23 protein-coding genes are annotated in these 21,777 nt (G+C 67.0%); 15 read left to right on the plus strand and 8 right to left on the minus strand.

Annotated elements, in window-relative coordinates; all coding sequences use genetic code 11:
• The first annotated feature begins 46 nt into the window (after positions 1 to 46).
• From ABQE89_RS08020 to ABQE89_RS08030, 3 genes are all read left to right on the plus strand, one after another.
• Positions 47 to 814 carry an SDR family NAD(P)-dependent oxidoreductase gene (locus tag ABQE89_RS08020; protein WP_448415772.1) on the plus strand — a complete coding sequence of 256 codons (768 nt, stop codon included), beginning with the start codon at positions 47 to 49 and terminating at the stop codon, positions 812 to 814.
• Between the two features lie 90 nt (positions 815 to 904).
• Positions 905 to 1,846 (plus strand): glycosyltransferase, encoded by a 942-nt coding sequence (locus tag ABQE89_RS08025; protein WP_448415773.1) that lies wholly within the window; start codon positions 905 to 907, stop codon positions 1,844 to 1,846.
• A gap of 71 nt (positions 1,847 to 1,917) precedes the next feature.
• Entirely contained in the window at positions 1,918 to 2,982 is a 1,065-nt protein-coding gene (locus tag ABQE89_RS08030) for a phosphotransferase family protein (RefSeq protein ID WP_448415774.1), read from the plus strand.
• Positions 2,983 to 2,987: 5 nt separating this feature from the next.
• Here the strand turns inward: ABQE89_RS08030 and ABQE89_RS08035 are convergent, their stop codons facing one another.
• On the minus strand, positions 2,988 to 3,755 hold the full coding sequence (locus ABQE89_RS08035) for a sulfite exporter TauE/SafE family protein (protein ID WP_448415775.1): 768 nt from the start codon (positions 3,753 to 3,755) through the stop codon (positions 2,988 to 2,990).
• Positions 3,756 to 3,985: 230 nt separating this feature from the next.
• Between ABQE89_RS08035 and ABQE89_RS08040 the strand changes: the two genes are divergently transcribed.
• Entirely contained in the window at positions 3,986 to 4,471 is a 486-nt protein-coding gene (locus tag ABQE89_RS08040) for a 2-isopropylmalate synthase (RefSeq protein ID WP_448415776.1), read from the plus strand.
• Between the two features lie 31 nt (positions 4,472 to 4,502).
• Here the strand turns inward: ABQE89_RS08040 and ABQE89_RS08045 are convergent, their stop codons facing one another.
• On the minus strand, positions 4,503 to 5,984 hold the full coding sequence (locus ABQE89_RS08045) for a cytochrome P450 (protein ID WP_448415777.1): 1,482 nt from the start codon (positions 5,982 to 5,984) through the stop codon (positions 4,503 to 4,505).
• 118 nt (positions 5,985 to 6,102) lie between these two features.
• Here ABQE89_RS08045 and ABQE89_RS08050 point away from each other — a divergent pair, with 118 nt between their 5' ends.
• Entirely contained in the window at positions 6,103 to 6,738 is a 636-nt protein-coding gene (locus ABQE89_RS08050; RefSeq protein ID WP_448415778.1) for a TetR/AcrR family transcriptional regulator, read from the plus strand.
• A 40-nt stretch (positions 6,739 to 6,778) separates the two neighbouring features.
• The gene (locus ABQE89_RS08055; protein WP_448415779.1) at positions 6,779 to 7,639 is read left to right on the plus strand and encodes an SDR family oxidoreductase; all 861 of its coding nucleotides are present in this window, start codon (positions 6,779 to 6,781) and stop codon (positions 7,637 to 7,639) included.
• Here ABQE89_RS08055 and ABQE89_RS08060 read toward each other — a convergent pair.
• The 3 genes from ABQE89_RS08060 to ABQE89_RS08070 are packed head-to-tail and all read right to left on the minus strand — an operon-like array spanning position 7,636 to position 10,484.
• Positions 7,636 to 8,823: an AAA family ATPase gene (locus ABQE89_RS08060; protein ID WP_448415780.1), complete on the minus strand. Its 1,188-nt coding sequence runs from the start codon at positions 8,821 to 8,823 to the stop codon at positions 7,636 to 7,638. The genes ABQE89_RS08055 and ABQE89_RS08060 overlap by 4 nt on opposite strands.
• A gap of 3 nt (positions 8,824 to 8,826) precedes the next feature.
• Positions 8,827 to 9,879, minus strand: a complete 1,053-nt coding sequence (locus ABQE89_RS08065) for a DNA polymerase IV (RefSeq protein WP_448415781.1) — start codon at positions 9,877 to 9,879, stop codon at positions 8,827 to 8,829.
• The gene (locus ABQE89_RS08070; protein ID WP_448415782.1) at positions 9,876 to 10,484 is read right to left on the minus strand and encodes a TetR/AcrR family transcriptional regulator; all 609 of its coding nucleotides are present in this window, start codon (positions 10,482 to 10,484) and stop codon (positions 9,876 to 9,878) included. Before ABQE89_RS08070 ends, ABQE89_RS08065 begins: the two co-directional genes overlap by 4 nt.
• A 95-nt stretch (positions 10,485 to 10,579) precedes the next feature.
• On the opposite strand from ABQE89_RS08070, the gene ABQE89_RS08075 reads away from it, so the two are divergent.
• From ABQE89_RS08075 to nrdE, 4 genes are all read left to right on the plus strand, one after another.
• Positions 10,580 to 11,122 (plus strand): NAD(P)H-dependent oxidoreductase, encoded by a 543-nt coding sequence (locus ABQE89_RS08075; RefSeq protein WP_448415783.1) that lies wholly within the window; start codon positions 10,580 to 10,582, stop codon positions 11,120 to 11,122.
• A gap of 431 nt (positions 11,123 to 11,553) precedes the next feature.
• Positions 11,554 to 11,796, plus strand: a complete 243-nt coding sequence (nrdH, locus tag ABQE89_RS08080; RefSeq protein ID WP_448415784.1) for a glutaredoxin-like protein NrdH — start codon at positions 11,554 to 11,556, stop codon at positions 11,794 to 11,796.
• Positions 11,797 to 11,834: 38 nt separating this feature from the next.
• Positions 11,835 to 12,293, plus strand: coding sequence for a class Ib ribonucleoside-diphosphate reductase assembly flavoprotein NrdI (gene nrdI, locus ABQE89_RS08085; RefSeq protein ID WP_448415785.1), 459 nt, complete (start codon positions 11,835 to 11,837; stop codon positions 12,291 to 12,293).
• A gap of 20 nt (positions 12,294 to 12,313) precedes the next feature.
• Positions 12,314 to 14,431: a class 1b ribonucleoside-diphosphate reductase subunit alpha gene (gene nrdE / locus ABQE89_RS08090; RefSeq protein ID WP_448415935.1), complete on the plus strand. Its 2,118-nt coding sequence runs from the start codon at positions 12,314 to 12,316 to the stop codon at positions 14,429 to 14,431.
• A gap of 53 nt (positions 14,432 to 14,484) precedes the next feature.
• Here the strand turns inward: nrdE and ABQE89_RS08095 are convergent, their stop codons facing one another.
• Positions 14,485 to 14,790, minus strand: a complete 306-nt coding sequence (locus tag ABQE89_RS08095) for a hypothetical protein (protein WP_448415786.1) — start codon at positions 14,788 to 14,790, stop codon at positions 14,485 to 14,487.
• Positions 14,791 to 15,003: 213 nt separating this feature from the next.
• Between ABQE89_RS08095 and ABQE89_RS08100 the strand changes: the two genes are divergently transcribed.
• Genes ABQE89_RS08100 through ABQE89_RS08120 form a run of 5 tightly spaced genes read left to right on the plus strand, consistent with a single transcriptional unit; the run spans position 15,004 to position 18,439 of the window.
• Positions 15,004 to 15,480, plus strand: coding sequence for an MTB12 C-terminal domain-containing protein (locus tag ABQE89_RS08100; protein WP_448415787.1), 477 nt, complete (start codon positions 15,004 to 15,006; stop codon positions 15,478 to 15,480).
• A gap of 6 nt (positions 15,481 to 15,486) precedes the next feature.
• Positions 15,487 to 16,176, plus strand: coding sequence for an ABC transporter ATP-binding protein (locus ABQE89_RS08105; RefSeq protein WP_448415788.1), 690 nt, complete (start codon positions 15,487 to 15,489; stop codon positions 16,174 to 16,176).
• Positions 16,173 to 16,952 carry an ABC transporter permease gene (locus ABQE89_RS08110; protein WP_448415789.1) on the plus strand — a complete coding sequence of 260 codons (780 nt, stop codon included), beginning with the start codon at positions 16,173 to 16,175 and terminating at the stop codon, positions 16,950 to 16,952. The genes ABQE89_RS08105 and ABQE89_RS08110 overlap by 4 nt, the downstream gene beginning before the upstream one ends.
• Entirely contained in the window at positions 16,949 to 17,752 is an 804-nt protein-coding gene (locus ABQE89_RS08115) for a class I SAM-dependent methyltransferase (RefSeq protein ID WP_448415790.1), read from the plus strand. The genes ABQE89_RS08110 and ABQE89_RS08115 overlap by 4 nt, the downstream gene beginning before the upstream one ends.
• Before the next feature lie 12 nt (positions 17,753 to 17,764).
• Positions 17,765 to 18,439: a helix-turn-helix domain-containing protein gene (locus ABQE89_RS08120; RefSeq protein WP_448415791.1), complete on the plus strand. Its 675-nt coding sequence runs from the start codon at positions 17,765 to 17,767 to the stop codon at positions 18,437 to 18,439.
• Positions 18,440 to 18,445: 6 nt separating this feature from the next.
• On the opposite strand, the gene ABQE89_RS08125 is transcribed toward ABQE89_RS08120, so the two are convergent.
• Entirely contained in the window at positions 18,446 to 19,018 is a 573-nt protein-coding gene (locus ABQE89_RS08125; protein WP_448415792.1) for a hypothetical protein, read from the minus strand.
• A 25-nt stretch (positions 19,019 to 19,043) separates the two neighbouring features.
• Positions 19,044 to 21,386 (minus strand): YVTN family beta-propeller repeat protein, encoded by a 2,343-nt coding sequence (locus tag ABQE89_RS08130; protein WP_448415793.1) that lies wholly within the window; start codon positions 21,384 to 21,386, stop codon positions 19,044 to 19,046.
• Positions 21,387 to 21,777: the final 391 nt, after the last annotated feature.

Raw genomic sequence — 21,777 nt, forward strand, 5'->3', positions numbered from 1 at the left:
CGGCTAAGTTGCTTTACGATTCGACCACTTTCTGGAAAGGCAGCTGATGGAGATCCACGGCAAGAAGGCCATCATCGTCGGTGGGGCATCGGGCTTCGGCAAGGCGACGGCCGAGTTGCTGGCCGAGCGGGGCGCGAGCGTCGCGGTGCTGGACCGGCCACAGTCCAAGGGCAAGGAGGTCGCCGACGCCATCGGCGGGTCCTTCTACGAGGTCGACGTCACCGACTTCGACGGCACCGAGAAGGTGCTGCAGCAGGCCATCGACGCGCTCGGCGGACTGCACATCATCGTCACGACCGCCGGTGGTGGCGCGGCCGAGCGCACCGTCAAGAAGGACGGTCCGCACAGCCTGGAGACCTTCCGCAACTGTGTGGATCTCAACCTCATCGCGACGTTCAACATCAGCAGGCTGGCGGGCTGGCAGATGAGCAAGCAGGACCTCGTCGACGACGAGCAGGAAGAGCGCGGGGTCATCATCAACACCGCCTCGATCGCCGCGTTCGAGGGCCAGATCGGGCAGGTCGCCTACACCGCGTCCAAGGCCGCGATCGCCGGGATGTGCCTGACCATGGCCCGCGACATGGGCAGCCTGGGCATCCGGGCGCTGGCCATCGCGCCGAGCCTGTTCGCCACCGGACTCACCGAGGGCATCCCCGACGAGTTCGCCAAGGCGCTGACCAAGGATGCGGCGTTCCCCAAGCGTCTGGGCAAGCCGGAGGAGTACGCCAAGCTGGTGGCCGCGATCGTCGAGAACCCGATGCTCAACGGTCAGTGCCTGCGACTGGACGCGGGCCAGCGTTTCGCACCCAAGTAGCCGATTTGGCCGGCGGTGCCTGCGCCTAGCGCGTCGACCGGTTGAAATCGCATACCCTTTCAGGGTGGCAGCCGTGCCGAGCGAGGCCGTATGACCGCACCGTCGGCCTCGGTCGCCGCGGTGGTGGTCAGCTACAACCGCCGCGACCGCCTCGAGCGCGAGATCAAAGCCCTCCGCAGCCAGACCCGTCCCGTCGACGAGATCATCGTCGTCGACAACGGATCGACCGACGGGTCGCGAGAGTATCTGCGCGGCCTGGACGGCTCGGTGCTCATCGTCGAGTCGCACCGCAACAGGGGCGGCGCGGGCGGGTTCTCGCTGGGTCTGGCGTGGGCCTTACATCGTGGCCACGACCTGGCCTGGGTGATGGACGACGACGCCGAACCCTACGCTGATTGCCTCCAGCAACTGCTGGCGCCGTTCGGCGGGGACGTGAGTCGATATTCGTTCATCTGCCCGCAGGTGGTCGATCCGGAGGGCCGGACCGGCCCGCGCAACCACCCGCTGCTGTCCGGGCGCTACGACCAGCTGTTCCACGCGGCCGAACAGGGCTACCTGGCGGCGGCCGCGTCGTCGTTCGTCGGCCCGCTGATCTCGCTGCACCATGCCCGCCGCACCCACCTGCCGCTCGCGGACTTCTTCGTCTGGCATGACGACACCGAATACACCTCCCGGCTGGCCGCGCTGGCGCCCGCCATCGCGGTGCCGGGCGCCAAGATCGTGCATCTGCCCGACAGCGCCGGGCCGAGGGTGTTCGATTCGGCGCGGGCCGCCGGAAACATCCGCAACCTCCTGTGGTGGTACCGCGAAGACACCAACTCGACGATCCCCAGGCGGGTCATCGCCCGATGGTCGGTGTCGATCACCGCGGCCAACTTCCGGTCGGCGGGCCTCCGGGGGTTCCCCCTGGTGCTGGGCAAGTTCGGCGGCGGGGTCGTTCAATCGCTGTTGCGCCGGCCGACCCACCTGTTCGCCGAGGAGGTCGTCGATGCCAGCCAGCGCGACGACGCGGTTGTGGTGATTTCGGTGTAGCTGGTCGCGCACACCGCGACTGCCGACACCGAAATCGCCGAAGTCGCCGCGAAGGCTGACACCATGTGGGCATGCGCGACGATCCCGGCGGGCTTCCGACCCTCAGTGACGACGACCAGGCTGCCGTGCAGCGTTGGGTGCGACAACAGGGCCTGGGGTCGACGGTCTCCGGGGTCGAGCCCCTGACCGGCGGCACCCAGAACATCGTGGTGCGACTGGAAGTCGACGGCCGGCCGATGGTGTTGCGCAGGCCGCCGGCGCACCCGCGACCGACCAGTGACAAGACCATGCTGCGTGAGATCGCCGCGCTGCAGACGCTGGCGGGCACGCCGGTGCCGCATCCGGGCTTCATCGCGGGTTGTGCCGATCTCGAGGTGCTCGGCGTGGTGTTCTACCTGATGGAAGAGGTCGACGGGTTCAACCCCGGCGATTCGGTGGCCGAGGCCTACGTCGCGGATGCGGACATGCGCCATCAGGTCGGGCTGTCCTACGCGGCCAGCCTGGCCGACCTCGGCAACGTCGGATGGCAGGGTAAGCCCCTCGCGGAGCTCAGGCGGCCGGGGTCGTTTCTGGAGCGCCAGGTGCCGCAGTTCCTTCGGCTGTTGGAAAGCTATCGGCACGACTCCTATGACCCCGAAACGCTGGCCGTGACCGAACTGACGGACTGGCTGGCCGAGCACCGCCCGCCGGACGGCGAGCCCGGCGTCCTGCACGGCGATCCCCACCTGAGCAACGTGTTGTTGCGCCGCGACAAGCCCGAACTCGCCGCGTTCGTCGACTGGGAGATGTGCACGATCGGCGACCCGCTGCTGGACCTGGGCTGGATGCTGATCTGCTGGCCGCTGGAGACCAACACCATCACCGCCGGAGCCGAACTCGCCGCGCTCGGCGGGCTGGCGAGCCGGCGTGAGCTGCTGGACGCCTATCTGGCGGCCGGCGGCCGGGAGACGGCGCACCTGAACTGGTATGTGGCGATGGCCTGCTTCAAGCTCGGCATCGTGATCGAGGGCACGTGGTCGCGGTTTCTGGTCGGACAGGCCAGCCGGGAGGCCGGCGAGCGGCTGCACGCCAACGCCCAAAACCTCATCGAACTGGGTACCCGGGTGGCCAAGGGCGACAGCCCGTTCGGGCTATAGCGCGCTCACAGCTGGTAGGCGTCGACGGCCAGCCGGGCCGCCAGCGCGAGCCCCGCAGCGCCGATCAACACCTTCAGCGGTCCGGCGGGGGCGTGGCGCACCACGACGGGCCCGAACCACGAGCCGACCAGGCAGCCGAGGCCCAGCGGGATCACCGCCAGCCACTGCACCGCGGAGACAACCGTGAAGATCACCGCCGCCACCACGTTGGCGATCCCCATGATGACGTTCTTGCCGGCGTTGGCGTGCGGCAGTGAGGCCCCGCCCGCGCGCAGCAGCAGGGCCAGCATCAGCACGCCCGCGGCCGCGCCGAAGTAGCCGCCGTAGATGCAGATCGCCAACACCGCGGCGGATTCGACCAGCAGCGTGACCGTGTGGCGCCGATGGTCGGCGACCCGCGCGCCCACCGAGACGCGGGTGGGCAGCACGATCGCCAACGAAGCCAGCCCCAGCAGGATCGGCACGGCCTTCTCGAATCCCTCGGCCGGTGTCGTCAACAACAGCAGGGCGCCCGCGGCGCCGCCCAGCGCGGCCACCGGGGTGATGCGAAGCAGCCAGCGGGCCTGGCCCTTGAGTTCGGGACGGGAGCCCAGCGCCGACCCGATGCCGTTGAACACCACGGCCACGGTGTTGGTGACGTTGGCCGTGACGGGAGGAAGCCCGACAAGCAGCAGCGCCGGGTAGGTCGCCACCGAGGCCAAGCCCGCGATGCTGCCGGTCAGCCCGCCGACGACCCCGGCGGCGGCCAGAAACGCCGCATCCCACCACGTCATCGGCCGACGTATGCGGGCCCGCGCCGCTCAGGCATGACATGTGCCCACACCGGGATCAGGTTACTGCGTCGAAAAATGTTTGCGCCGCTCGCCGCCGAGCGTCTAGCATCGCCAACGTGCCGAGGCGACTCGTAGTAGCAACCCGCAGCGGGGTCTGATCCTGACCGACCCCTCGCTGTGGGTCGTTGCTACTCGTCGGTCAATACCTCTTTCTCGAGAAGACCGGCACAATGGAGATCGAAACCATTACCAGCGCAGCATGTTTACCCGTCGCGTCCATTCTGGATGCGCCACTGCCGCGCGGTCTGCGTGAGGAGGCCGATGGTATGTCGTTCGACGCGTTCGTGGACCAGTACGCGCCCGGCGCCGGTCCGCTGCGTCTCGGCAACTGGGTGTGCACCGACGGAGACCGGCCCGCCACCCGACTGGGCCCGCAGGCCCGCAACTACCAGGCCACACTCGCGATCGGTGACCGCATCAGCACGTCGTCGGCAGCGGCCACCGGCCCGATCGCGGCGCTGACCGCGATGCTGCACGAACGCGGAATCACCGTCGAGATGACGGCATTTCACCAGCGGCCCGCCGGTGAGCGCACCGCGACCTTTGTTCAGGGATCTGACGGCGATCGCTCCGAGTGGGCGATGGGCCTCGGCGACGACCCGACACAGTCGGCGTTGCGCGCGGTCATCAACTGCGCCAACCGGCTGCTGAGTTAGCTACCCGCCGCCGAGATCCCGCCCAAGCGGGTCAGTGCAACGGGCGCAGCACGATCGGCATGCCGTCCTTCGGCACGGGCATACCGGCGTAGTCGTAGCTCGGCCGGTACCCCGGCCGCGGCAACTCCAGACGGTACTTGCGCAGCAGTCGGTGCATCACGGTCTTGATCTCCAGCTGACCGAACACCATGCCGATGCACTTGTGCGCGCCGCCGCCGAACGGCGCGAACGCGTACCGGTGCTTCTTGTGCTCGGCGCGCGGTTCGGCGAACCGGTCGGGGTCGAACTTGTCGGGATCGGTCCACAGTTCCGGCAGCCGGTGGTTCATCCCGGGCCAGGTCACGATGTTGGTGCCGGCCGGAATGTAGAAGCCGAGCAGATCGGTGTCGCGCACCGCCTGGCGGACGTTGAACGGCAGCGGGGTGACCAACCGCAGCGATTCGTTGATCACCAGGTCGAGGGCCTCCAGCTTCTCCAGCGCCTCGATGTCCAGCGGTCCGTCGCCCAGCCGCGACGACTCGTCGCGGCAGCGCTCCTGCCACTCCGGATTGGCGGCCAGGTGGTAGCCCATCGTGGTCAGCGTCGACGTCGAGGTGTCGTGGGCGGCCATCATCAGGAAGATCATGTGGTTGACGATGTCCTCGTCGGAGAAGCTGTTGCCGTCCTCGTCCTCGGTGTGGCACAGCACCGAGAGCATGTCGGTGCCCCCGGAGTGGCGGCGTTCCTTGACGCGTTCCTCGAAGTAGTCCTCGAGGACCCTGCGGGCCCGCAAGCCCCGCCACCACTTGAACGGCGGGACGCTGGTGCGGATGATCGCGCCGCCGGCCCGGGTGGTGATGGTGAACGCTTCGTTGACCTTGGTGACCAGTTCCTGGTCGGTGCCGGGTTCGTGGCCCATGAACACCACCGAGGCGATGTCGAGGGTGAGCTCCTTGAGCGCCGGGTGTAGCAGGAACCGGGCATCGTTGGCCACCCAGTCCTCGGCGACGACCTTCGAGGCCACCTTGTCGATGTGCTCGACGTAGCCGGTCAGCCGGGTCCGGGTGAATGCCTCCTGCATGATCCGCCGGTGGAACATGTGCTCTTCGAAGTCGAGCAGCATCAAGCCGCGGTTGAAGAACGGCCCGATGACCGGATGCCAGCCCTTCTGCGAGAAATCCTTGTTCTTGTTGGAGAACACGGCCTGGGTGGCGTCGGGGCCCAGCGCGGACACCGACGACAGGGCCGGGGAGTAGGCGTAGTGCACCGGGCCGTACTTCCGATAGACCTTCAGCACGTACTCCGGCCCACCCCGGAACGCCTCGATCATGTGCCCGACGATCGGCAGGCCCGAGTCGCCCATGACGGGTTGCAGGCCACTTCCGGGCGGCGGCTCGGCCAGCACGAACTGCTTCCACTCGCGGTTGTTCAGCCGATCTTCGACAAACCCCAATCCCGGCAGGTTGTTGATCGTCGGCGTGAACCGCCGCTTCGCCTGGTCGATCAGGTAATCCTTGGTGCTGATGGTGGGCATCTCGCTCCTCGAGCCAAAAACGACTGTGGCCGTTGTCACTTGTATCCCCATCCTGAATGGCAGACTTGACGCATGTCAAGTTTGGTCCGATTGTGGACTGATGCGAAGGTCTACGGCCATGACCGCTGAGTCCACCGCGCCGGAGGCCCGCCGCAGGCGGGGCGACCGCCAGCGCGACGCCATCATCACCGCGGTGCGCGAGTTGCTGCAGGAGCGCTCCTTCGCCGACCTGTCCGTGAGCACCATCAGCGAGCGCGCCGGGGTGGCCAGGTCAGGGTTCTACTTCTACTTCGACTCCAAGTACGCGGTGCTGGCGGTGATCCTCGCCAACGCCAGCGAGGAACTGGACAAACTCACCCACGACTTCGCGCCCCGCGAACCCGGTGAGACGCCGTCGCAGTTCGCCAAGCGGATGGTCGGCAGCGCCGCCGCGGTGTACGCGAACCGGGATCCGATCATGCACGCCTGCGTGGCGGCCCGAAACACCGATCCGCAGATCCGGGAAATGATGGACGTTTTCGCCGACGGCATCATCGACAAGATCATCAGCGTGGTCGAACAGGACGCCGACGCGCGTCCGATCTCCGATGATCTGCCCGCATTGGTCCGCACGCTCGCGGCCACGACGTTCATGACGCTCACCCATGACAGCGCGTTCATCGGCCGCGGCGACGACCCCGCGCGGGCCATCGAGACCGTCGAGCGTCTGTGGCTGTGCGGGCTGTGGGACGGATCGGCGCTGCGCGACGACTAGCGGGCCGTGCCCGGCCGGGCCCATCGGTATTCTCACCGCCATGGCACACAGCGGCTTTGCGAACAAGCGATGTCTTCTCACCGGAGCCGCCAGCGGCATCGGCCGCGCCACCGCGCTGAAGTTGGCCGCCGAGGGTGCACTGCTCTACCTCACCGACCGGGACGCCGAAGGTCTGGAGAAGACCGTCGCCGACGCCCGCGCGTTGGGCGCCGACGTGCCCGAGTACCGCGCCCTGGACATCTCCGACCACGACGCGGTGGTGGCTTTCGGCGAGGACATCCATCGACGGCATCCCGCGATGGACGTCGTGATGAACATCGCGGGCGTGTCGGCGTGGGGCACCGTGTCCACGCTGACTCACCAGCACTGGAAGTCGATGATCGACATCAACCTGATGGGCCCGATCCACGTCATCGAAACGTTTGTCCCCCCGATGGTGGCCGCCGAGAAGGGCGGGCACCTGGTCAACGTGTCGTCGGCGGCCGGACTGGTGGCACTGCCGTGGCACGCGGCGTACAGCGCGAGCAAGTACGGGCTGCGCGGGCTGTCGGAGGTGTTGCGTTTCGATTTGGCGCGACATCGCATCGGGGTGTCGGTGGTGGTGCCCGGCGCGGTGAAAACCCCACTGGTGCAGACGGTTCAGATCGCCGGGGTGGACCGTGAAGACCCGCGCGTGAAGAAGTGGACGGATCGGTTCAGCGGTCACGCGGTCTCACCGGAGCACGTCGCGGACAAGATCCTCAAAGGTGTGCGCAGGAACCGGTTCTTGATCTACACATCACCCGACATTCGGGCGCTGTACCTGTTCAAGCGGGTCGCGTGGTGGCCCTACAGCGTCGCGATGCGCCAGGCGAACGTGCTGTTCACCCGCGCGCTGCGCCCCGACGCGCGGCGCCGTTAGCGCCCGCCCCAGTCCCACGGTGGGGTGTCGAGCAGTCCCAGGCCGTCGATGCGCGTCTCGCCGAAATCCTTGTACAGCCCGATCTCCACGGCTGCGCTGTCCGCGTCGGCAGCGCCGACCGGGACCGTGTCGAGAAACTCCAGAAGGGCGCGGGAGTGGGTGACGACGACGACCTGCGTCACGGCCGCGGCGGCGCCGATCAGCGACGCCAGGGGCCGCAACAGATCCGGGTGCAGCGACGTCTCCGGTTCGTTGAGCACCATCAGCGCCGGGGGCTGCGGGCTGCGCAACGCCGCCGCCCAGAGCAGGAAACGCAGTGTGCCGTCCGACAGTTCGGCGGCGCGCAGCGGCCGTAACATGCCGCGCTGCCTGAGCTGCAGGTCGAAGAGCCCGTCGCTGGCGGCCACCGACACCGTGGCGCCGTCGAAGGCGTCGGCGACCGCGCGCTGCAGGTCGTCGAATCCGGCCTCGATGATGGTCTGGATCGCGGCCGCGAGATCGGCGCCGTCGTCGGAGAGCACCGGGGTGCGGGTGCCGACGTTGCGCTGCCGCGACGGTGCGGCCGCATCGACCCGGAACCCGTCGTAGAAACGCCAGTCTCGCAACCGGTCTCGGACCGCGGCGAGTTCCGGGTGCGCGCCGGGGTGGGCGAATTCGGCGAGTACGCTGCGGTAGGGCGGTAGCGACTTCGACAGCATCTCCATACCTCGTCCCGACTCCGCGCCGGCCTCGGCGTAGTCGCGGGTGCGACGCACCAACGTCGAGGCGTTCCGCATGACGGGGCCGACGAACACCGCCTCGCGCTTGATCTCCGGGTCATGCGCGAAAAGCGACTGGTGCCCGGCCATCTGGGGCAGTCCGAGGTCGACCAGATAGCCGAAATCCGCTGAGGTGAAACCCATTTCCAACGAAACCGGCCCGGTTCGCGCGGTGCCCTCGGTGTGGTCGGCACGGCGGGCCGCGCCCAGGTGCTGCGGGCCGGCCCACAGCACCGACTCCAGACCGCCCTCGCGGGCCAGGGAACCGATCACCTCACCGCGGCCGCAGTCGGCCAGCAGTCGCAACGCGCGATACAGCGAGGACTTGCCGGTGCCGTTGGCGCCGGTCACGACCGTGAGCCGGGCAAGGGGCAACACGATGTCGCGCAGGGAGCGGTAGCCGCGGAATGCGACGGTGTGCAGCACGGGTCAGTACCCACCTTCTGGCGGCGCGAGTTCCAGGCGCACCCCGAGCAGGCGCACGGGGCGGTCGAGATCGAACTGGTCGAGCAGGCGCAGCGCGGTCGCGGTGATGACCTCGGCGTCCGTACCCGCCGCCGCCAGCTTGCGGATCTTGGTGCGGGTGAAGAACGTGTTGGTGCGCACGGTCACCGCCACCCGGGTCGCCACCCGGCCCTCCTCGACGATCTCGGCGAGCGTGCGGGTCGCGAGCTCGACCACCGCGGCGTCGATCTCGGCGCGTTCGGTCAGGTCCTGCGGGAACGTGACGACATGGCTGCGCGAGCGGGGCACCCACGGTTGCGCGCTCACGTCACCGTCACCGCCGCCCTTGGCCAGCAGCAGGAACCACAGCCCGGTGGTCGGGCCGAACGTCGATGTGAGCACGGTGGCGTCGGTGCCGGCCAGATCCGCGACCGTGTGGATACCCATGGCGGCAAGCTTTTTGGCGGTCTTCGGGCCGACGCCCCAGAGGGCGTCGACGGTACGGTCGCCCATCACCGTCATCCAGTTGTCGTCGGTGAGCCGGTAGGTGCCCGCCGGCTTGGCGAACCCGGTGGCGACCTTGGCCCGTTGCTTGTTGTCGCTGATGCCGACCGAACACGACAACCCGGTGCTCGCGCCGACGACCTCGCGGACCTGCTCGGCCAGCCCGACCGGGTCGTCGGCGTTGTCGAGATCGGCCCCGACATAGGCTTCGTCCCACCCCCACACCTCCACCGGATGGCCGAAGTCGCGCAGCAGTCCCATGACCTGTTCGGAGGCCGCGTCGTAGGCGTCGGTGTCCAACGGTAAGAACGTCGCCTCGGGGCACTTGCGCACCGCGGTGCGCAGCGGCATGCCCGCGTGCACCCCGAACTCGCGTGCGGAATACGACGCGCAGGTGACGACCTTGCGCGGCTCGTGCGGATCGCCGTTGCCGCCGACGATGATCGGCAGCCCGTCGAGTTCGGGGCGGCGACGCACTTCGACGGCGGCCTGAAACTGGTCCAGATCGACGTGCAGCACCCAGCGTGTGGTCATGTGCCGCAGAGCTTGCGCGCGACGGACTCCCAGGCGTCGCCGAGGCCGTCGAGCGTCTGGTTCCGGTCGGTCAGCTGGTGATGCACGTAGTCGGTGTCCAGAAGCGCGAGCAGCGCGCTGGCCTGCGCGTCGAGGTCACCGGTGGTGCCCGCCTGCTCCAGCAGCACGCCGACATGTCGGTGGTGCAGGGTGGCCGGGGGACTGAACCGGGTCTGCGGATCGCGCTGGGCGGCCGACAGCAGGTCGTGGTGGGTGTGGACGAACTCGAGCCGGTGACGTCCGTAGGCCAGCAGCCGGTCCAGCGGCGCCGCGCCGGGACCCAGCGGTGGCGGGCCGAACAGAAAGGCGTCCTGCGAGGCCTTCTCGTCCTCGTCGAGCAGCACGATCATCATCGCCGCACGGGAGCCGAAGCGACGGAACAGCGTGCCCTTGCCGACGCCCGCGGCCGCGGCGATGTCGTCGGTGGTGACCGCGTCGGCGCCGCGTTCGGCGATCAGTTGGCGGGCGGCGTCGAGAAGCAGCGCACGGTTGCGTGCGGCGTCACCGCGCTCCTGGGCAGGTTGGCCGGTGACCGGCAGCTCGTTGTCGCGACGAGGGGCGGCCATGTCACGACTTTAATTCAGACGGAATTATTCGGACCCTAGTCCGGTTTGTTCCTGCGACAGTCTCGAAGACCGGAGCAGACCGGAAGGAACCGACCATGTCGGATGTGAACGTGCTGGTGCTCGTGGGCAGCCTGCGCGCGGAGTCGATCAACCGCCAACTCGCCGAACTCGCGATCGAAACGACGCCGGGCGGGACTCGCCTGCAGCTGTTCGACCGGCTGGGGGAGTTGCCGTTCTACAACGAGGACCTCGACCACGACCCGCTCCCCGAACCGGTGGTGGCGCTGCGGCGGGCCGCGGCGGGCGCCGAGGCCGCCTTGATCGTCACCCCGGAGTACAACGGCACCATCCCGGGTGTGCTCAAGAACGCGATCGACTGGTTGTCCCGTCCGTACGGCGACGGTGCGATGCAGGGCAAGCCGCTGGCGGTGATCGGTGCGGCACTGGGCCGCTACGGGGGCGTCTGGGCCCACGACGAGACCCGTAAGTCGTTCGCCATCGCGGGACCCCGGGTCATCGACGATCTGAAACTGTCGGTGCCGACGGCCGCGTTCGACGGCAGGCATCCGCGAGAGAACGCCGAGGTCGTCGCGGGTCTGCGTGACGTGGTCGGCAAACTGGCCGCAGAAGTCTCGTAGCGGGTTTGCTGAAACGCGCCCGAACCGCTACGTTCGGCGGTTCGGTGTGCCACGGCCGCCCGTTTTGTCGGTGCCTGCTGGTAGATCTGATCCGGTGACGCGCCGCCCCCAGGACTGTGATCTTCGACACGCCGAGACTGAGCTGCGCGAAGTGCTTACGACCTGGGAATTTCAGAAATGTCATTTAGAACATCTTGTATCCCTTCGCAATGTCGGACACTAGGTGTAGTGTTTCAAACACCGACAGGCTCCGACGGTCACAGATCCGACAGGAGCCGGCCGGAGGCCGAGAGTTCCGGCGGTGTCGGGTTCCCTGACCCACCGGTCTCACGGACCGGGACACCGGGAATTCCGAGAATTTTCGGGAGCCCCGGCGCGCTGAACCACAACACAGCACCAGTTGCCAGTTTGACCGCAGAGGAGCCGTACAGATGACTGTCACCGTGTACACCAAGCCCGCGTGTGTGCAGTGCAACGCGACCTACAAGGCGCTGGACAAGCAGGGCGTCACCTACGACAAGGTCGACATCAGCCTGGACAGCGAGGCCCGCGACTACGTCATGGCCCTGGGCTATCTGCAGGCGCCCGTCGTGGTGGCCGGCAACGAGCACTGGTCCGGCTTCCGCCCCGACCGGATCAAGGCGCTCGCCGGAGCGGCTGCGGCCACCGCCTAGGGGGTATCCCGAACGACGCGAAAGGAGGAGACATCGAGATGACCACCGAAACCGCGGGCACTCTCGTGTACTTCTCCAGCGTCTCGGAGAACACCCACCGCTTCGTCGAGAAGCTCGGGCTGCCCGCCACCAGGATTCCGCTGCACGGGCGCATCGAGGTCGACGCGCCCTATGTGCTGGTGCTGCCCACCTACGGAGGGGGCCGCGCCACCCCGGACATCAACGACGGGGGCTACGTTCCCAAACAGGTCATTGCGTTCCTCAACAACGAGCACAACCGGTCGTTGCTCCGCGGCGTCATCGCCGCGGGCAACAACAACTTCGGCGCCGAATTCGCGTACGCGGGCGACGTGGTCTCCCGCAAATGCGATGTGCCGTACCTCTATCGATTCGAACTCATGGGTACCCAGGACGACGTCGAAACCGTCCGCGCGGGTCTTGCTGATTTTTGGAAGGACCAGACGTGCCACCAACCGTCACAGCTGCAGAGCCTGTAACCGCCGCACCGGCGCACACGATGCCGGGTGAGGCCGATTACCACGCGCTCAACGCGATGCTGAATCTCTACGATGCCGACGGCAAGATTCAGTTCGACAAGGACCGCGAAGCCGCTCACCAGTTCTTCCGGCAGCACGTCAACCAGAACACCGTGTTCTTCCACGACGTGGACGAGAAGCTCGACTATCTGATCAAGGAAAACTATTACGAGCGCGAGGTTCTCGACCAGTACTCGCGCAACTTCGTCAAGACGCTGCTGGACCGGGCGTACGCCAAGAAGTTCCGCTTCCCGACGTTCGTCGGCGCGTTCAAGTACTACACCTCCTACACGCTCAAGACGTTCGACGGCAAGCGGTATCTGGAGCGCTTCGAGGACCGGGTCGTGATGGTGTCGCTGACCCTGGCCGCGGGCGACACGCTGCTGGCCGAGAGGCTCGTCGACGAGATCATGGACGGCCGATTCCAGCCGGCTACCCCGACGTTCTTGAACTCGGGCAAGAAGCAGCGCGGTGAGCCGGTGAGCTGCTTTTTGCTCAGAATCGAAGACAACATGGAGTCGATCGGCCGATCGATCAACTCGGCGCTGCAGTTGTCCAAGCGCGGCGGTGGAGTCGCGTTGCTGCTCACCAACATTCGCGAGCACGGCGCACCGATCAAGAACATCGAGAACCAGAGTTCGGGCGTCATTCCGATCATGAAGCTGCTCGAGGACTCGTTCTCGTATGCCAACCAGTTGGGCGCCCGGCAGGGCGCGGGCGCGGTGTACCTGCACGCGCATCACCCCGACATCTACCGGTTCCTGGACACCAAGCGGGAGAACGCCGACGAGAAGATCCGCATCAAGACCCTGAGCCTGGGTGTGGTGATTCCGGACATCACCTTCGAGTTGGCCAAGAACAACGAGGACATGTACCTGTTCTCGCCGTACGACGTCGAGCGCGTCTACGGACTGCCGTTCGCCGACATCTCGGTGACCGAGAAGTACTACGAGATGGTCGACGACGCGCGGATCCGTAAGACGAAGATCAAGGCTCGCGAGTTTTTCCAGACGCTTGCGGAACTGCAGTTCGAATCGGGCTACCCCTACATCATGTTCGAGGACACGGTGAACCGGTCCAACCCGATCGAGGGCAAGATCACCCACTCGAACCTGTGCTCGGAGATCCTGCAGGTCTCGACCCCGTCGGTGTTCAACGAGGATCTGTCCTACGCCAAGGTGGGCAAGGACATCTCGTGCAATCTCGGCTCGCTGAACATCGCCAAGGCGATGGACTCGCCGGACTTCTCCCAGACCGTCGAGGTGGCGATCCGCGCGCTGACCGCGGTGAGCGACCAGACCCACATCTACTCGGTGCCCTCGATCGAGCAGGGCAACAACGACTCCCACGCGATCGGGCTGGGGCAGATGAATTTGCACGGGTACCTGGCCCGCGAGCGGATCTTCTACGGCTCCGAAGAGGGTGTGGATTTCACCAACATCTACTTCTACTGCGTGCTGTATCACGCGTTGCGGGCGTCCAACCGGATCGCGATCGAACGCGGCGCGGCGTTCAAGGGGTTCGAGAACTCGAAGTACGCGTCGGGGGAGTTCTTCGACAAGTACACCGAGCAGGTGTGGGAGCCCAAGACCGACAAGGTGCGCGCGCTGTTCGCCGACGCGGGCATCCGCATCCCCACCCAGGAGGACTGGAACAGGCTCAAGGAGTCGGTGCAGAAGCACGGCATCTACAACCAGAACCTGCAAGCCGTTCCGCCGACCGGGTCGATCTCCTACATCAACCACTCGACGTCGTCGATCCACCCGATCGCCAGCAAGGTCGAGATCCGCAAGGAAGGCAAGATCGGGCGGGTGTACTACCCGGCGCCGTACATGACCAACGACAACCTGGAGTATTTCCAGGATGCGTACGAGATCGGCTACGAGAAGATCATCGACACGTACGCCGCGGCCACCCAGCATGTCGACCAGGGGCTCAGCCTGACGTTGTTCTTCAAGGACACCGCCACCACCCGCGACATCAACAAGGCGCAGATCTACGCCTGGCGCAAGGGAATCAAGACGCTGTACTACATCAGACTGCGCCAGATGGCGCTGGAGGGCACCGAAGTCGAGGGCTGCGTCTCCTGCATGTTGTAAGGGTCAACGCCGAGTGTCGACCGTGCATCGAGCCGACACTCGGCGTCGGGCGCCTACCTCAGCGCAAACGCGGGTAGATGGTCCACCCGCGCCAGGGCTGAGTGCTTCGGCGCAACGCCGGGGCCGGTGGGAACATGCGCGGCCTCCTCTGACTTGGCCTGGTGGTTTATCCAGCATTCGCCGGTGCGTTCGTCGTAGTCGCCGCCGTAGAAGACACAGCACACTCCGATGTCGTCGGAATGCTCTGCCGCGCACTCCCAGAAGTCGTCGCTCACCGGCGCGGCGGCGGCCTGGGCGGCGACGCCGACGGCTACGACCGCGGCCAGCGCGGCGGTCGCGAGAAACCCTGTCGTGTTCATGCGCCAAGCCTGCGCGCACGCCGGCCACGCCGAAACGGGGCCGCGAACCAAACCGGTCGCCCGCCGGTAGGGGCTGCCGGCGCACCCGTTGGTGAGGGATTAGGGGGCACGCGTGACGATGTGGGCAACGCCACCCATAGGTAAGGCTTGCCTCATCACCGCGCCGCGTTTACATTTAGCCGCAAATGTTTCCTTTAAACGGGAGCGGGCTGGATGGTTGACACTTTGCGCGTGGCCGTGGGAGCGGCGATAGCGGCGGTGACGGTGCTGGCCGGGGTCATTCCGACGGCGCATGCCAACCCCGGGTTCGACGAGGACTTCGCGATCACCTCCGAGGTGCCGAGCCTCGCCGAACTCGACGGACAGATTCGGCTGCTCGTCGGCACCCCCGCGCCGGATTGGGTCAAGGCCGCCCAGTTGGAGGGCGGCGATCGTGCGGTGGTGGTGCCGAAGATGGTCTACCGCATCGGCTTCTTCCGCCCGCCGCGCGGGTCGAGCGTGGTCACCGGCCCCGAGACTCACGAGGCCGATCGGCACACTGCGGTCATCAACGCCACCAGGCAGGGCGCGCCGACCGTCCAGGTGCCCGCCGAGTGGCGACGCATCGACGGCCGATGGAAGCTGGCGAGCAAGTCCTTGTGCAACGGGATCAAGACGCTGGGTCTGCCGATTCCATGCAACTTCCAGTGACCGCAGATGATTGACATCGTCGGCCTGACCAAGACGTTCGACGGCCACCGCGCCGTCGACGGTGTGACGGCCGACTTCCCGGCCGGCAGCGTGACCGCGCTGCTCGGCCTCAACGGCGCCGGGAAGACCACGCTGCTTCGCCTGATCGCCGGCCTGGACCGCCCCGATGCGGGCACCGTTACGGTGTGCGGGCAATCGAGCCGCGATCCGCGGGTGCTCGGCGTCCACCTCGGACCCGATGCGATGGATCCGCGTCACACCGTGCGCCGACACCTGAACTGGTTGGCGGCGCTGGCGGGTATCGACGCGTCACGCGTGGACGCGGTGCTCGCCGAGGCGGGCCTGACCACGCACGCCTGCGCGCGGATCGGCCGCCTGTCGCTGGGGGCGCGCCAGCGGCTGGCGATCTGCGGGGCACTGCTCGGGGCTCCGCGCGCGCTGCTGTTCGACGAACCCCTCAACGGGCTCGACGTTCCCGGCATCGTGTGGTTTCGGGAGATGCTGCGCCGCCTTGCGGACACGGGATGCACCGTGCTGGTCGCGACCCACCTGCTCGGCGAGGTGGCATTGACCGCCGACCGGGTCGCGCTGCTCGTCGACGGACAGTTGCGGGCGGCCGGGGAGTTGAGCCTGTTGACGCCCGCGGGCGCCGATCGTCGCGAATGGCTGGAATCCACGCTGCTGGAGTGCGTATGAACAGCACCTTGGTCCTGCGCAGCCTGCGGGCGGAGCTCATCCGCACCGGCGGTCGCAGCAGGCTGTGGACGGTGATGATGCCCGCGGCCGCCGCGGTGCCGGTGGCCATCACGTTCGGGATCGCCGCGGTGGCAGAGTCGTTCGCGCGCATACCCGGACAGCTGTCGGTGCTTTCGGTCGCGACCTCCAACGCCGCCTACTGGGTGATCACGATCACCGTCGTGCTTGCCGCCGTCGCGGCGGCCGACGGACAGGCCTGTGAAAGTCGTTACCGGGCAGGAGAGTACGTACGGCTGGCGATCGGGCGGCCCCTTCCGGTGCTGGCCGGCCGCTGGCTGTTCTACGGCGCGGTGGCCGCTGCGGTCGCCGCGGTCACCCTGGTCGTCGTGCTGGTGGCGCTGCCGGTGGTCTCGCCGTCGGTGTACGGGACGGTGTCGGTCGCCGACGAGGTGGGCCGGCGCCTGCTGTGGACGGTGCCCGTGCTCGCGTTCTTCGCCGCGGGCGCCGGTGTCGGTATCGGGGCGCTGATCCGCTCACCGCTCGGTGCCGCGGGCGCGATCCTGCTGTGGGCCTACGCGTTCGAGTCCGCGGCCGGATATCTGCCCAGTGGGGCGTCGCTGCAACGCTTCATGCCCCTGCTCAACGCGGTGTTCGCGACGGGCCAGGACAGCGTCCTCACCCCGCCCTGGGGACAAGACCTCGCGCTGCTCTACGTCTGCGCCCTGTTCACCGCGATCTTCGCACTCGCTGTCGCCGAAAGGACGGTCCGAAAATGACTGACAGACAAGCCCTTCCACTGGCCGAGCGGTCGGATGCCGATCTGCCGGGACACTGGCTGCTGGCCCGGCTGGGCAAGCGCGTGCTGCGTCCCGGTGGTCTAAAGCTGACCACCCGGATGCTCGGCGCGGCAGGCGTTCGCGGAGCCGACGTCGTCGAACTCGGCCCGGGGCTAGGACGCACAGCCCGCGACATCGTCGCGCTGAACCCGCGCTCCTACGTCGGCGTGGACGACACCGCGGCGGCCACCGACGCGGTACGTGCGGTGGTCGCACCGGTCGAGGGCACGGTGGTGGTCGCCGACGCGGCGCAGACCGGGTTGCCGAGCGCCAGCGCCGATGTGGTGATCGGTGAGGCGATGCTGACCATGCAGGGGGACAAGGCCAAACGCGCGATCATCGCCGAGGCGTTCCGGGTGCTGCGGCCCGGCGGCCGGTACGCCATCCACGAACTGGGCCTCACCCCGGACTCCATTGGGCAGGAGACCAAGGACGAGATCCGCCGCGGCATGTCGCGGGCGATCAAGGTCAACGCTCGGCCGCTGACCGCCGCCGAGTGGACGCAACTGCTCGTCGATGCGGGCTTCGAGGTGGACACCCTCGACCATGCGCCGATGGCCCTGCTCAACCCGACGCGGGTGCTCGCCGACGAGGGCCTGGGCGGAGCGTTGAGGATCGTCGGCAATCTCATCAGCCGGCCGGCCGCCCGGCGACGGGTCATCGGCATGCGTCGGACCTTCCAGAAGTACCGACATTCGTTGACCGCCGTGGCGGTGGTCGGCGTCGTCCCGTCGGCATGACAGACTCGCCTGATGGTTGTGCATCGCCACGCCGTTGACGCGCGGCCGGAGCGGGCCGCGGGCCGGCAGCGGCGAAACGTGCTGGGCCTGCTGCAGAACGCGCGCGGGCCCGTCGACGCCCACCACGTCGCCTCCGCTCTGCAGATCCATGTCACCACGGCTCGGTTCCACCTGTCCGCGTTGGAGAGTCAGGGAGTCATCCGGCGCGGCGGCGAGACCCGTGCGGGGCGCGCCGGGCGGCCGCGGCTCACCTACGAGCTGGCGCCTCGGCTGGAGTATGCGGACATCGTGTCGCTGTTCGCCGAACATCTCGGCGGCACACCGCGGGAGCGGGAACGGCGGGCCCTGCGCATCGGTGCGGACCTGGCGCGCCGGGTGCGGGTGGCGCGCAGGCGAGACGAGCAGACGGTCGCGGACCTGGTGGTGGCGACGTTGAGCGAACTGGGATTTCAGGTGAGATCGGTGCTGGACTCCTTCGGTGAGGTGACCGTGGGGATCTGCACGTGTCCGCTGGCCGAGGTCGCCGCGACCGCACCGGAGGTGGTGCGCGGGATCCAGCAGGGTCTCATCCAGGAGGTGATCGACCTCAACGCCGAGGTGATCGGTGCCCGTTACCGCGCGGTCGTCACTCCTGATCCGGGCGCGGGCGCGTGTGAGGTCAGCTTGGTCTTGCGCCCGAACAACTAGATCTGGCTACGGATCGACGGGTTCGATGGGCTCGGGAATCGGTTTACGGTGCACGGTGTAAACACCCGCTTCGTTCGGATTCGGTGTGTCGAAGACGGCGTCGTGCAGATGGAAGGTGGTGCCCCAGAACTCGACGGTGAAGTTACCGTGTACGCGGTAGACGGGCTGTTCGGCCGTCACCCACGCCTCCTGCCATGGCTGCACATCGAATTCGACTTTCTGCTTGAACGTGTGGGTTTCGGTCCACGAATGCCCGTAGGTGGCTGCGATCGCCGTGTTGACCATCGACGAAATGTTGACACCTACCTTGGCGGTGACTGAGATGCTCGTGGTCTGGGACTCCGTGTCGACGTAGGTGTCACTGCTGTGTACCACCCCGTCGCCCGGGTTTCTGACGGCGTTGCCCACCGGGTGCGCAGGAGTGAAGGCATTTTCTTGACGTGTGATTTCGAAGTTGCAGAAGTTGTTCCCACGACACAACGACGCCAAGATCGCCGACTGCAGTCTGGACTGATCACCGGATATGGTCACGTCGTCTTGGGCCGGTAGCAATGCGACGTCGTAGTTGCTGAAGTTCACACACTTTCCCGACCCGCCGCTTCCGTTACACCTGGAAAATGTCAGGCCTTCGTTGACGAAAACGACGTGGAATCGGGCGTAGTCGGCATCGCCGGGATTGCCGGTCGAAGTCGGCGATGGCATTACCCAATTGCAGTGTCATGCCGACCGATTGGCCAGGTGCCAGCACCATGCCCTGGGGCGGGCCGTTCAGCAGGCCCGATGAGGACTGGTACCCGTCGAACCGGATGGGTTGGTCGGTCAGGTTGTGCACCCAGAAGGTGTTGACGTCGCCGGCCTCGAGACCGGAGCGTTCGAGGCTGTGGGTAGGTGGCCTGGCACCGAGGTCGACGGCGGTGACGGTGAGTGTGCCGGCGTCGAAGTTGGGCACGTACACCCGGGTGCCGTCGGGGCCGACCGCGATGGCTGACCCAGTGTCGCCGAGCGGAATCGCACCGACGACGGCGTTGGTCGCGAGGTCGATCACCGACACGGAACCCGTCTGCTCGTTGGTGACATAGGCACGGGTGCCGTCGGGGCTGACCGCGATCGCATCCGGGTACAGACCTACGTTGATGGCGTCGACGACGGCGTTGCTCGCGGTGTCGATGACCGATACGGTGCCGCGGTCGTAGCCGGTCACGTAGAGCCTGGCGCCGTCGGGGCTGACCGCTACCGCCTGCGGGGTATCCCCGACCGCGATGGAGGCGACCACTGCGTCGGTGGCGGTGTCGATGACCGACACGGTGCCGTCGTCGAAGTTGGTGACATACGCGCGAGACCCGTCGGCGCTCACCGCAACCTGTTGTGGCATGGCGCCTACCGCAACCGTCGCGGCCACGGTATTGGTCGCGGTGTCGATCACCGACACCGTGTTGCCGCTGGTGTTGGCGACATAAAGCCGTGTGCCGTCGGCGTTCAGTGAGATGCCCTGAGGGGTGTCGCCCACGCCGATGGTGGCGGTCACGGTGTTGGTGTCGGTGTCGATCACCGATACCGTGTCGTCGAACATGTTGGCCACGTAGACATTTCCGGCGCCGACGACGATCCCGGTCGGGTAGTTGCCGACCTCCTCGATGGTGGCGATCACCGTGTTGGTGGCCAGGTCGACCACTGACACGGTGTTGTCGCCGGAGTTGCTGACATAGGCCACGGTACCGTCGTCGTTCAGCGCCACGCCCTGCGGATGGGCGCCCACGATGATGGTTCCGGTGCCGTCGGTCGCCGACACCGCCACCGCCACTGTGGAACTGGCGCTGTGTGCGTCCGGTAGGCCGAGTGCCCCGCTGAGCAGCCCGCCGAGGGTCAGCACGCCGCGCAGTCCGTGCAAGTGGTACCGATCGGCCTCGGTGGCAGTGATCTCGAAGGTATCCACCCCGCCGGCCGCGCTGAGCGCGTCATCGGGCGTGTAGGTGAAGGTGCCGTCGTCGTGGATGACGACCGTGCCCTGCGTCGGCGCCTCGGTCACCGTGTAAACCAGATGATCGAAATCCGCGTCGAAGGCGTTGAGCGTGCCCGTCACCTGTTCGCCGGTCTGGGCGATCTGCACCGGTTCCACGATGGGCGAACTGTTGACGACGCCGGACTGCAATCGGCTTCGTGCGACGTAGATCAGTTCCAACAGCGAGCCGAATGGGCCGGACGGCGCGTTCGGCCCGGTGCTCAGGAACGGCGACAACAGCGCTGTCGCCACGCCCACCGCGATATCGGCCACGGCGGTGAACACCGCCCGGCCCACCGGGACGGGCGCAGATGCGGTCTGGCTCAACGTCGTCGTGGCCTGCGTCCCAAGCTCCGTCGCCTCGACCTCGGCCAGTTCGGCGAGATCGGTCGTGCTCACTTCCTGCGGCGTCTGTTCGACGGTGACCTCGACACCGTCGTCGATGTCGTCGGCGAGGCCGGTGTCCAGCGTGAGCGCCGGTTCGGTGTCGGATGTCGTCGTCGCGGTCGACTCGGGAAGGTGGACGGCCCGAGTCTTGTCGGAAGCGGTTTTCGAAGTCGGCTCCACAGCGCCGGAGCGGTCGTCGCCGGAGTCGGCGGCGGCGGGTTCCTCGGTATCGGGCAGCTCGTCTGCCTCCGGGCTTGCCTCACCGGTCTTGGGCGAATCGTCGTCGTCGGCAAGATCGTCCGCCGCCGTTTCGGTGGTTTCGGCGTCAGACTCCACGTCGCCGGCTTCCAGCGAATCAGCGGCGGCGGGTGACGTCGATTCAGATGACTCCGCATCCGACGTCGACGACAGTGTGCCGCTTGACGTGTCACTCGACGGTGACGACCCGTCGGAATCCGACACCTCGGCCGAAGCCACCGCGGGCCCGGTCGCTACAGCTATCCCCAAACCCACCGCGAAGGCCAGCGCGCCGGCGCGCGTTGCCCGCTTTGCATCAGTCATCGACCACTCCAGTGAAATCGCTTCCGGCAACCCAGCGCTAAGTACAAATGCCGACTAACGGTCGAAGAAGCCGATGGCACGCGCAAGGATTTTTGTGATTTTGGCCGAATTATCTGTGCCGGGTATAGCGGCATCGAAGAGTGATTTTCTACTTTGCTATCTTGCTCCAATAAATATCTGATGTGTAAATATTGGCCTCTTCTGCAAATCGGTAGATAGCCGTCTACCTCGCCCTATCTGTTGCTGGTCCGTGATTCCGCAAAGATAATCGGCGTACTACGGTGCTATGGAGTGCTGGCAAGACAGTTAACTAGTTGTTCGCCAGTGGCCATTGTGATCGAGGGTTGCGTAGCCGAGAATCGGCGAGCTGAGATATCCACCGCCACCAAAG

The organism is Mycolicibacterium sp. XJ1819, assembly GCF_053483675.1.

What these genes read in the sequence shown, in the direction of transcription:
- ABQE89_RS08020 (WP_448415772.1), top strand. Translation starts at nt 47, where the DNA reads ATGGAGATCCACGGCAAGAAGGCCATCATCGTCGGTGGGGCATCGGGC.
- ABQE89_RS08025 (WP_448415773.1), top strand. Translation starts at nt 905, where the DNA reads ATGACCGCACCGTCGGCCTCGGTCGCCGCGGTGGTGGTCAGCTACAAC.
- ABQE89_RS08030 (WP_448415774.1), top strand. Translation starts at nt 1,918, where the DNA reads ATGCGCGACGATCCCGGCGGGCTTCCGACCCTCAGTGACGACGACCAG.
- ABQE89_RS08035 (WP_448415775.1), bottom strand. Translation starts at nt 3,755, where the DNA reads ATGACGTGGTGGGATGCGGCGTTTCTGGCCGCCGCCGGGGTCGTCGGC.
- ABQE89_RS08040 (WP_448415776.1), top strand. Translation starts at nt 3,986, where the DNA reads ATGGAGATCGAAACCATTACCAGCGCAGCATGTTTACCCGTCGCGTCC.
- ABQE89_RS08045 (WP_448415777.1), bottom strand. Translation starts at nt 5,984, where the DNA reads ATGCCCACCATCAGCACCAAGGATTACCTGATCGACCAGGCGAAGCGG.
- ABQE89_RS08050 (WP_448415778.1), top strand. Translation starts at nt 6,103, where the DNA reads ATGACCGCTGAGTCCACCGCGCCGGAGGCCCGCCGCAGGCGGGGCGAC.
- ABQE89_RS08055 (WP_448415779.1), top strand. Translation starts at nt 6,779, where the DNA reads ATGGCACACAGCGGCTTTGCGAACAAGCGATGTCTTCTCACCGGAGCC.
- ABQE89_RS08065 (WP_448415781.1), bottom strand. Translation starts at nt 9,879, where the DNA reads ATGACCACACGCTGGGTGCTGCACGTCGATCTGGACCAGTTTCAGGCC.
- ABQE89_RS08070 (WP_448415782.1), bottom strand. Translation starts at nt 10,484, where the DNA reads ATGGCCGCCCCTCGTCGCGACAACGAGCTGCCGGTCACCGGCCAACCT.
- ABQE89_RS08075 (WP_448415783.1), top strand. Translation starts at nt 10,580, where the DNA reads ATGTCGGATGTGAACGTGCTGGTGCTCGTGGGCAGCCTGCGCGCGGAG.
- nrdH (WP_448415784.1), top strand. Translation starts at nt 11,554, where the DNA reads ATGACTGTCACCGTGTACACCAAGCCCGCGTGTGTGCAGTGCAACGCG.
- nrdI (WP_448415785.1), top strand. Translation starts at nt 11,835, where the DNA reads ATGACCACCGAAACCGCGGGCACTCTCGTGTACTTCTCCAGCGTCTCG.
- nrdE (WP_448415935.1), top strand. Translation starts at nt 12,314, where the DNA reads ATGCCGGGTGAGGCCGATTACCACGCGCTCAACGCGATGCTGAATCTC.
- ABQE89_RS08095 (WP_448415786.1), bottom strand. Translation starts at nt 14,790, where the DNA reads ATGAACACGACAGGGTTTCTCGCGACCGCCGCGCTGGCCGCGGTCGTA.
- ABQE89_RS08100 (WP_448415787.1), top strand. Translation starts at nt 15,004, where the DNA reads ATGGTTGACACTTTGCGCGTGGCCGTGGGAGCGGCGATAGCGGCGGTG.
- ABQE89_RS08105 (WP_448415788.1), top strand. Translation starts at nt 15,487, where the DNA reads ATGATTGACATCGTCGGCCTGACCAAGACGTTCGACGGCCACCGCGCC.
- ABQE89_RS08110 (WP_448415789.1), top strand. Translation starts at nt 16,173, where the DNA reads ATGAACAGCACCTTGGTCCTGCGCAGCCTGCGGGCGGAGCTCATCCGC.
- ABQE89_RS08115 (WP_448415790.1), top strand. Translation starts at nt 16,949, where the DNA reads ATGACTGACAGACAAGCCCTTCCACTGGCCGAGCGGTCGGATGCCGAT.
- ABQE89_RS08120 (WP_448415791.1), top strand. Translation starts at nt 17,765, where the DNA reads ATGGTTGTGCATCGCCACGCCGTTGACGCGCGGCCGGAGCGGGCCGCG.
- ABQE89_RS08130 (WP_448415793.1), bottom strand. Translation starts at nt 21,386, where the DNA reads ATGACTGATGCAAAGCGGGCAACGCGCGCCGGCGCGCTGGCCTTCGCG.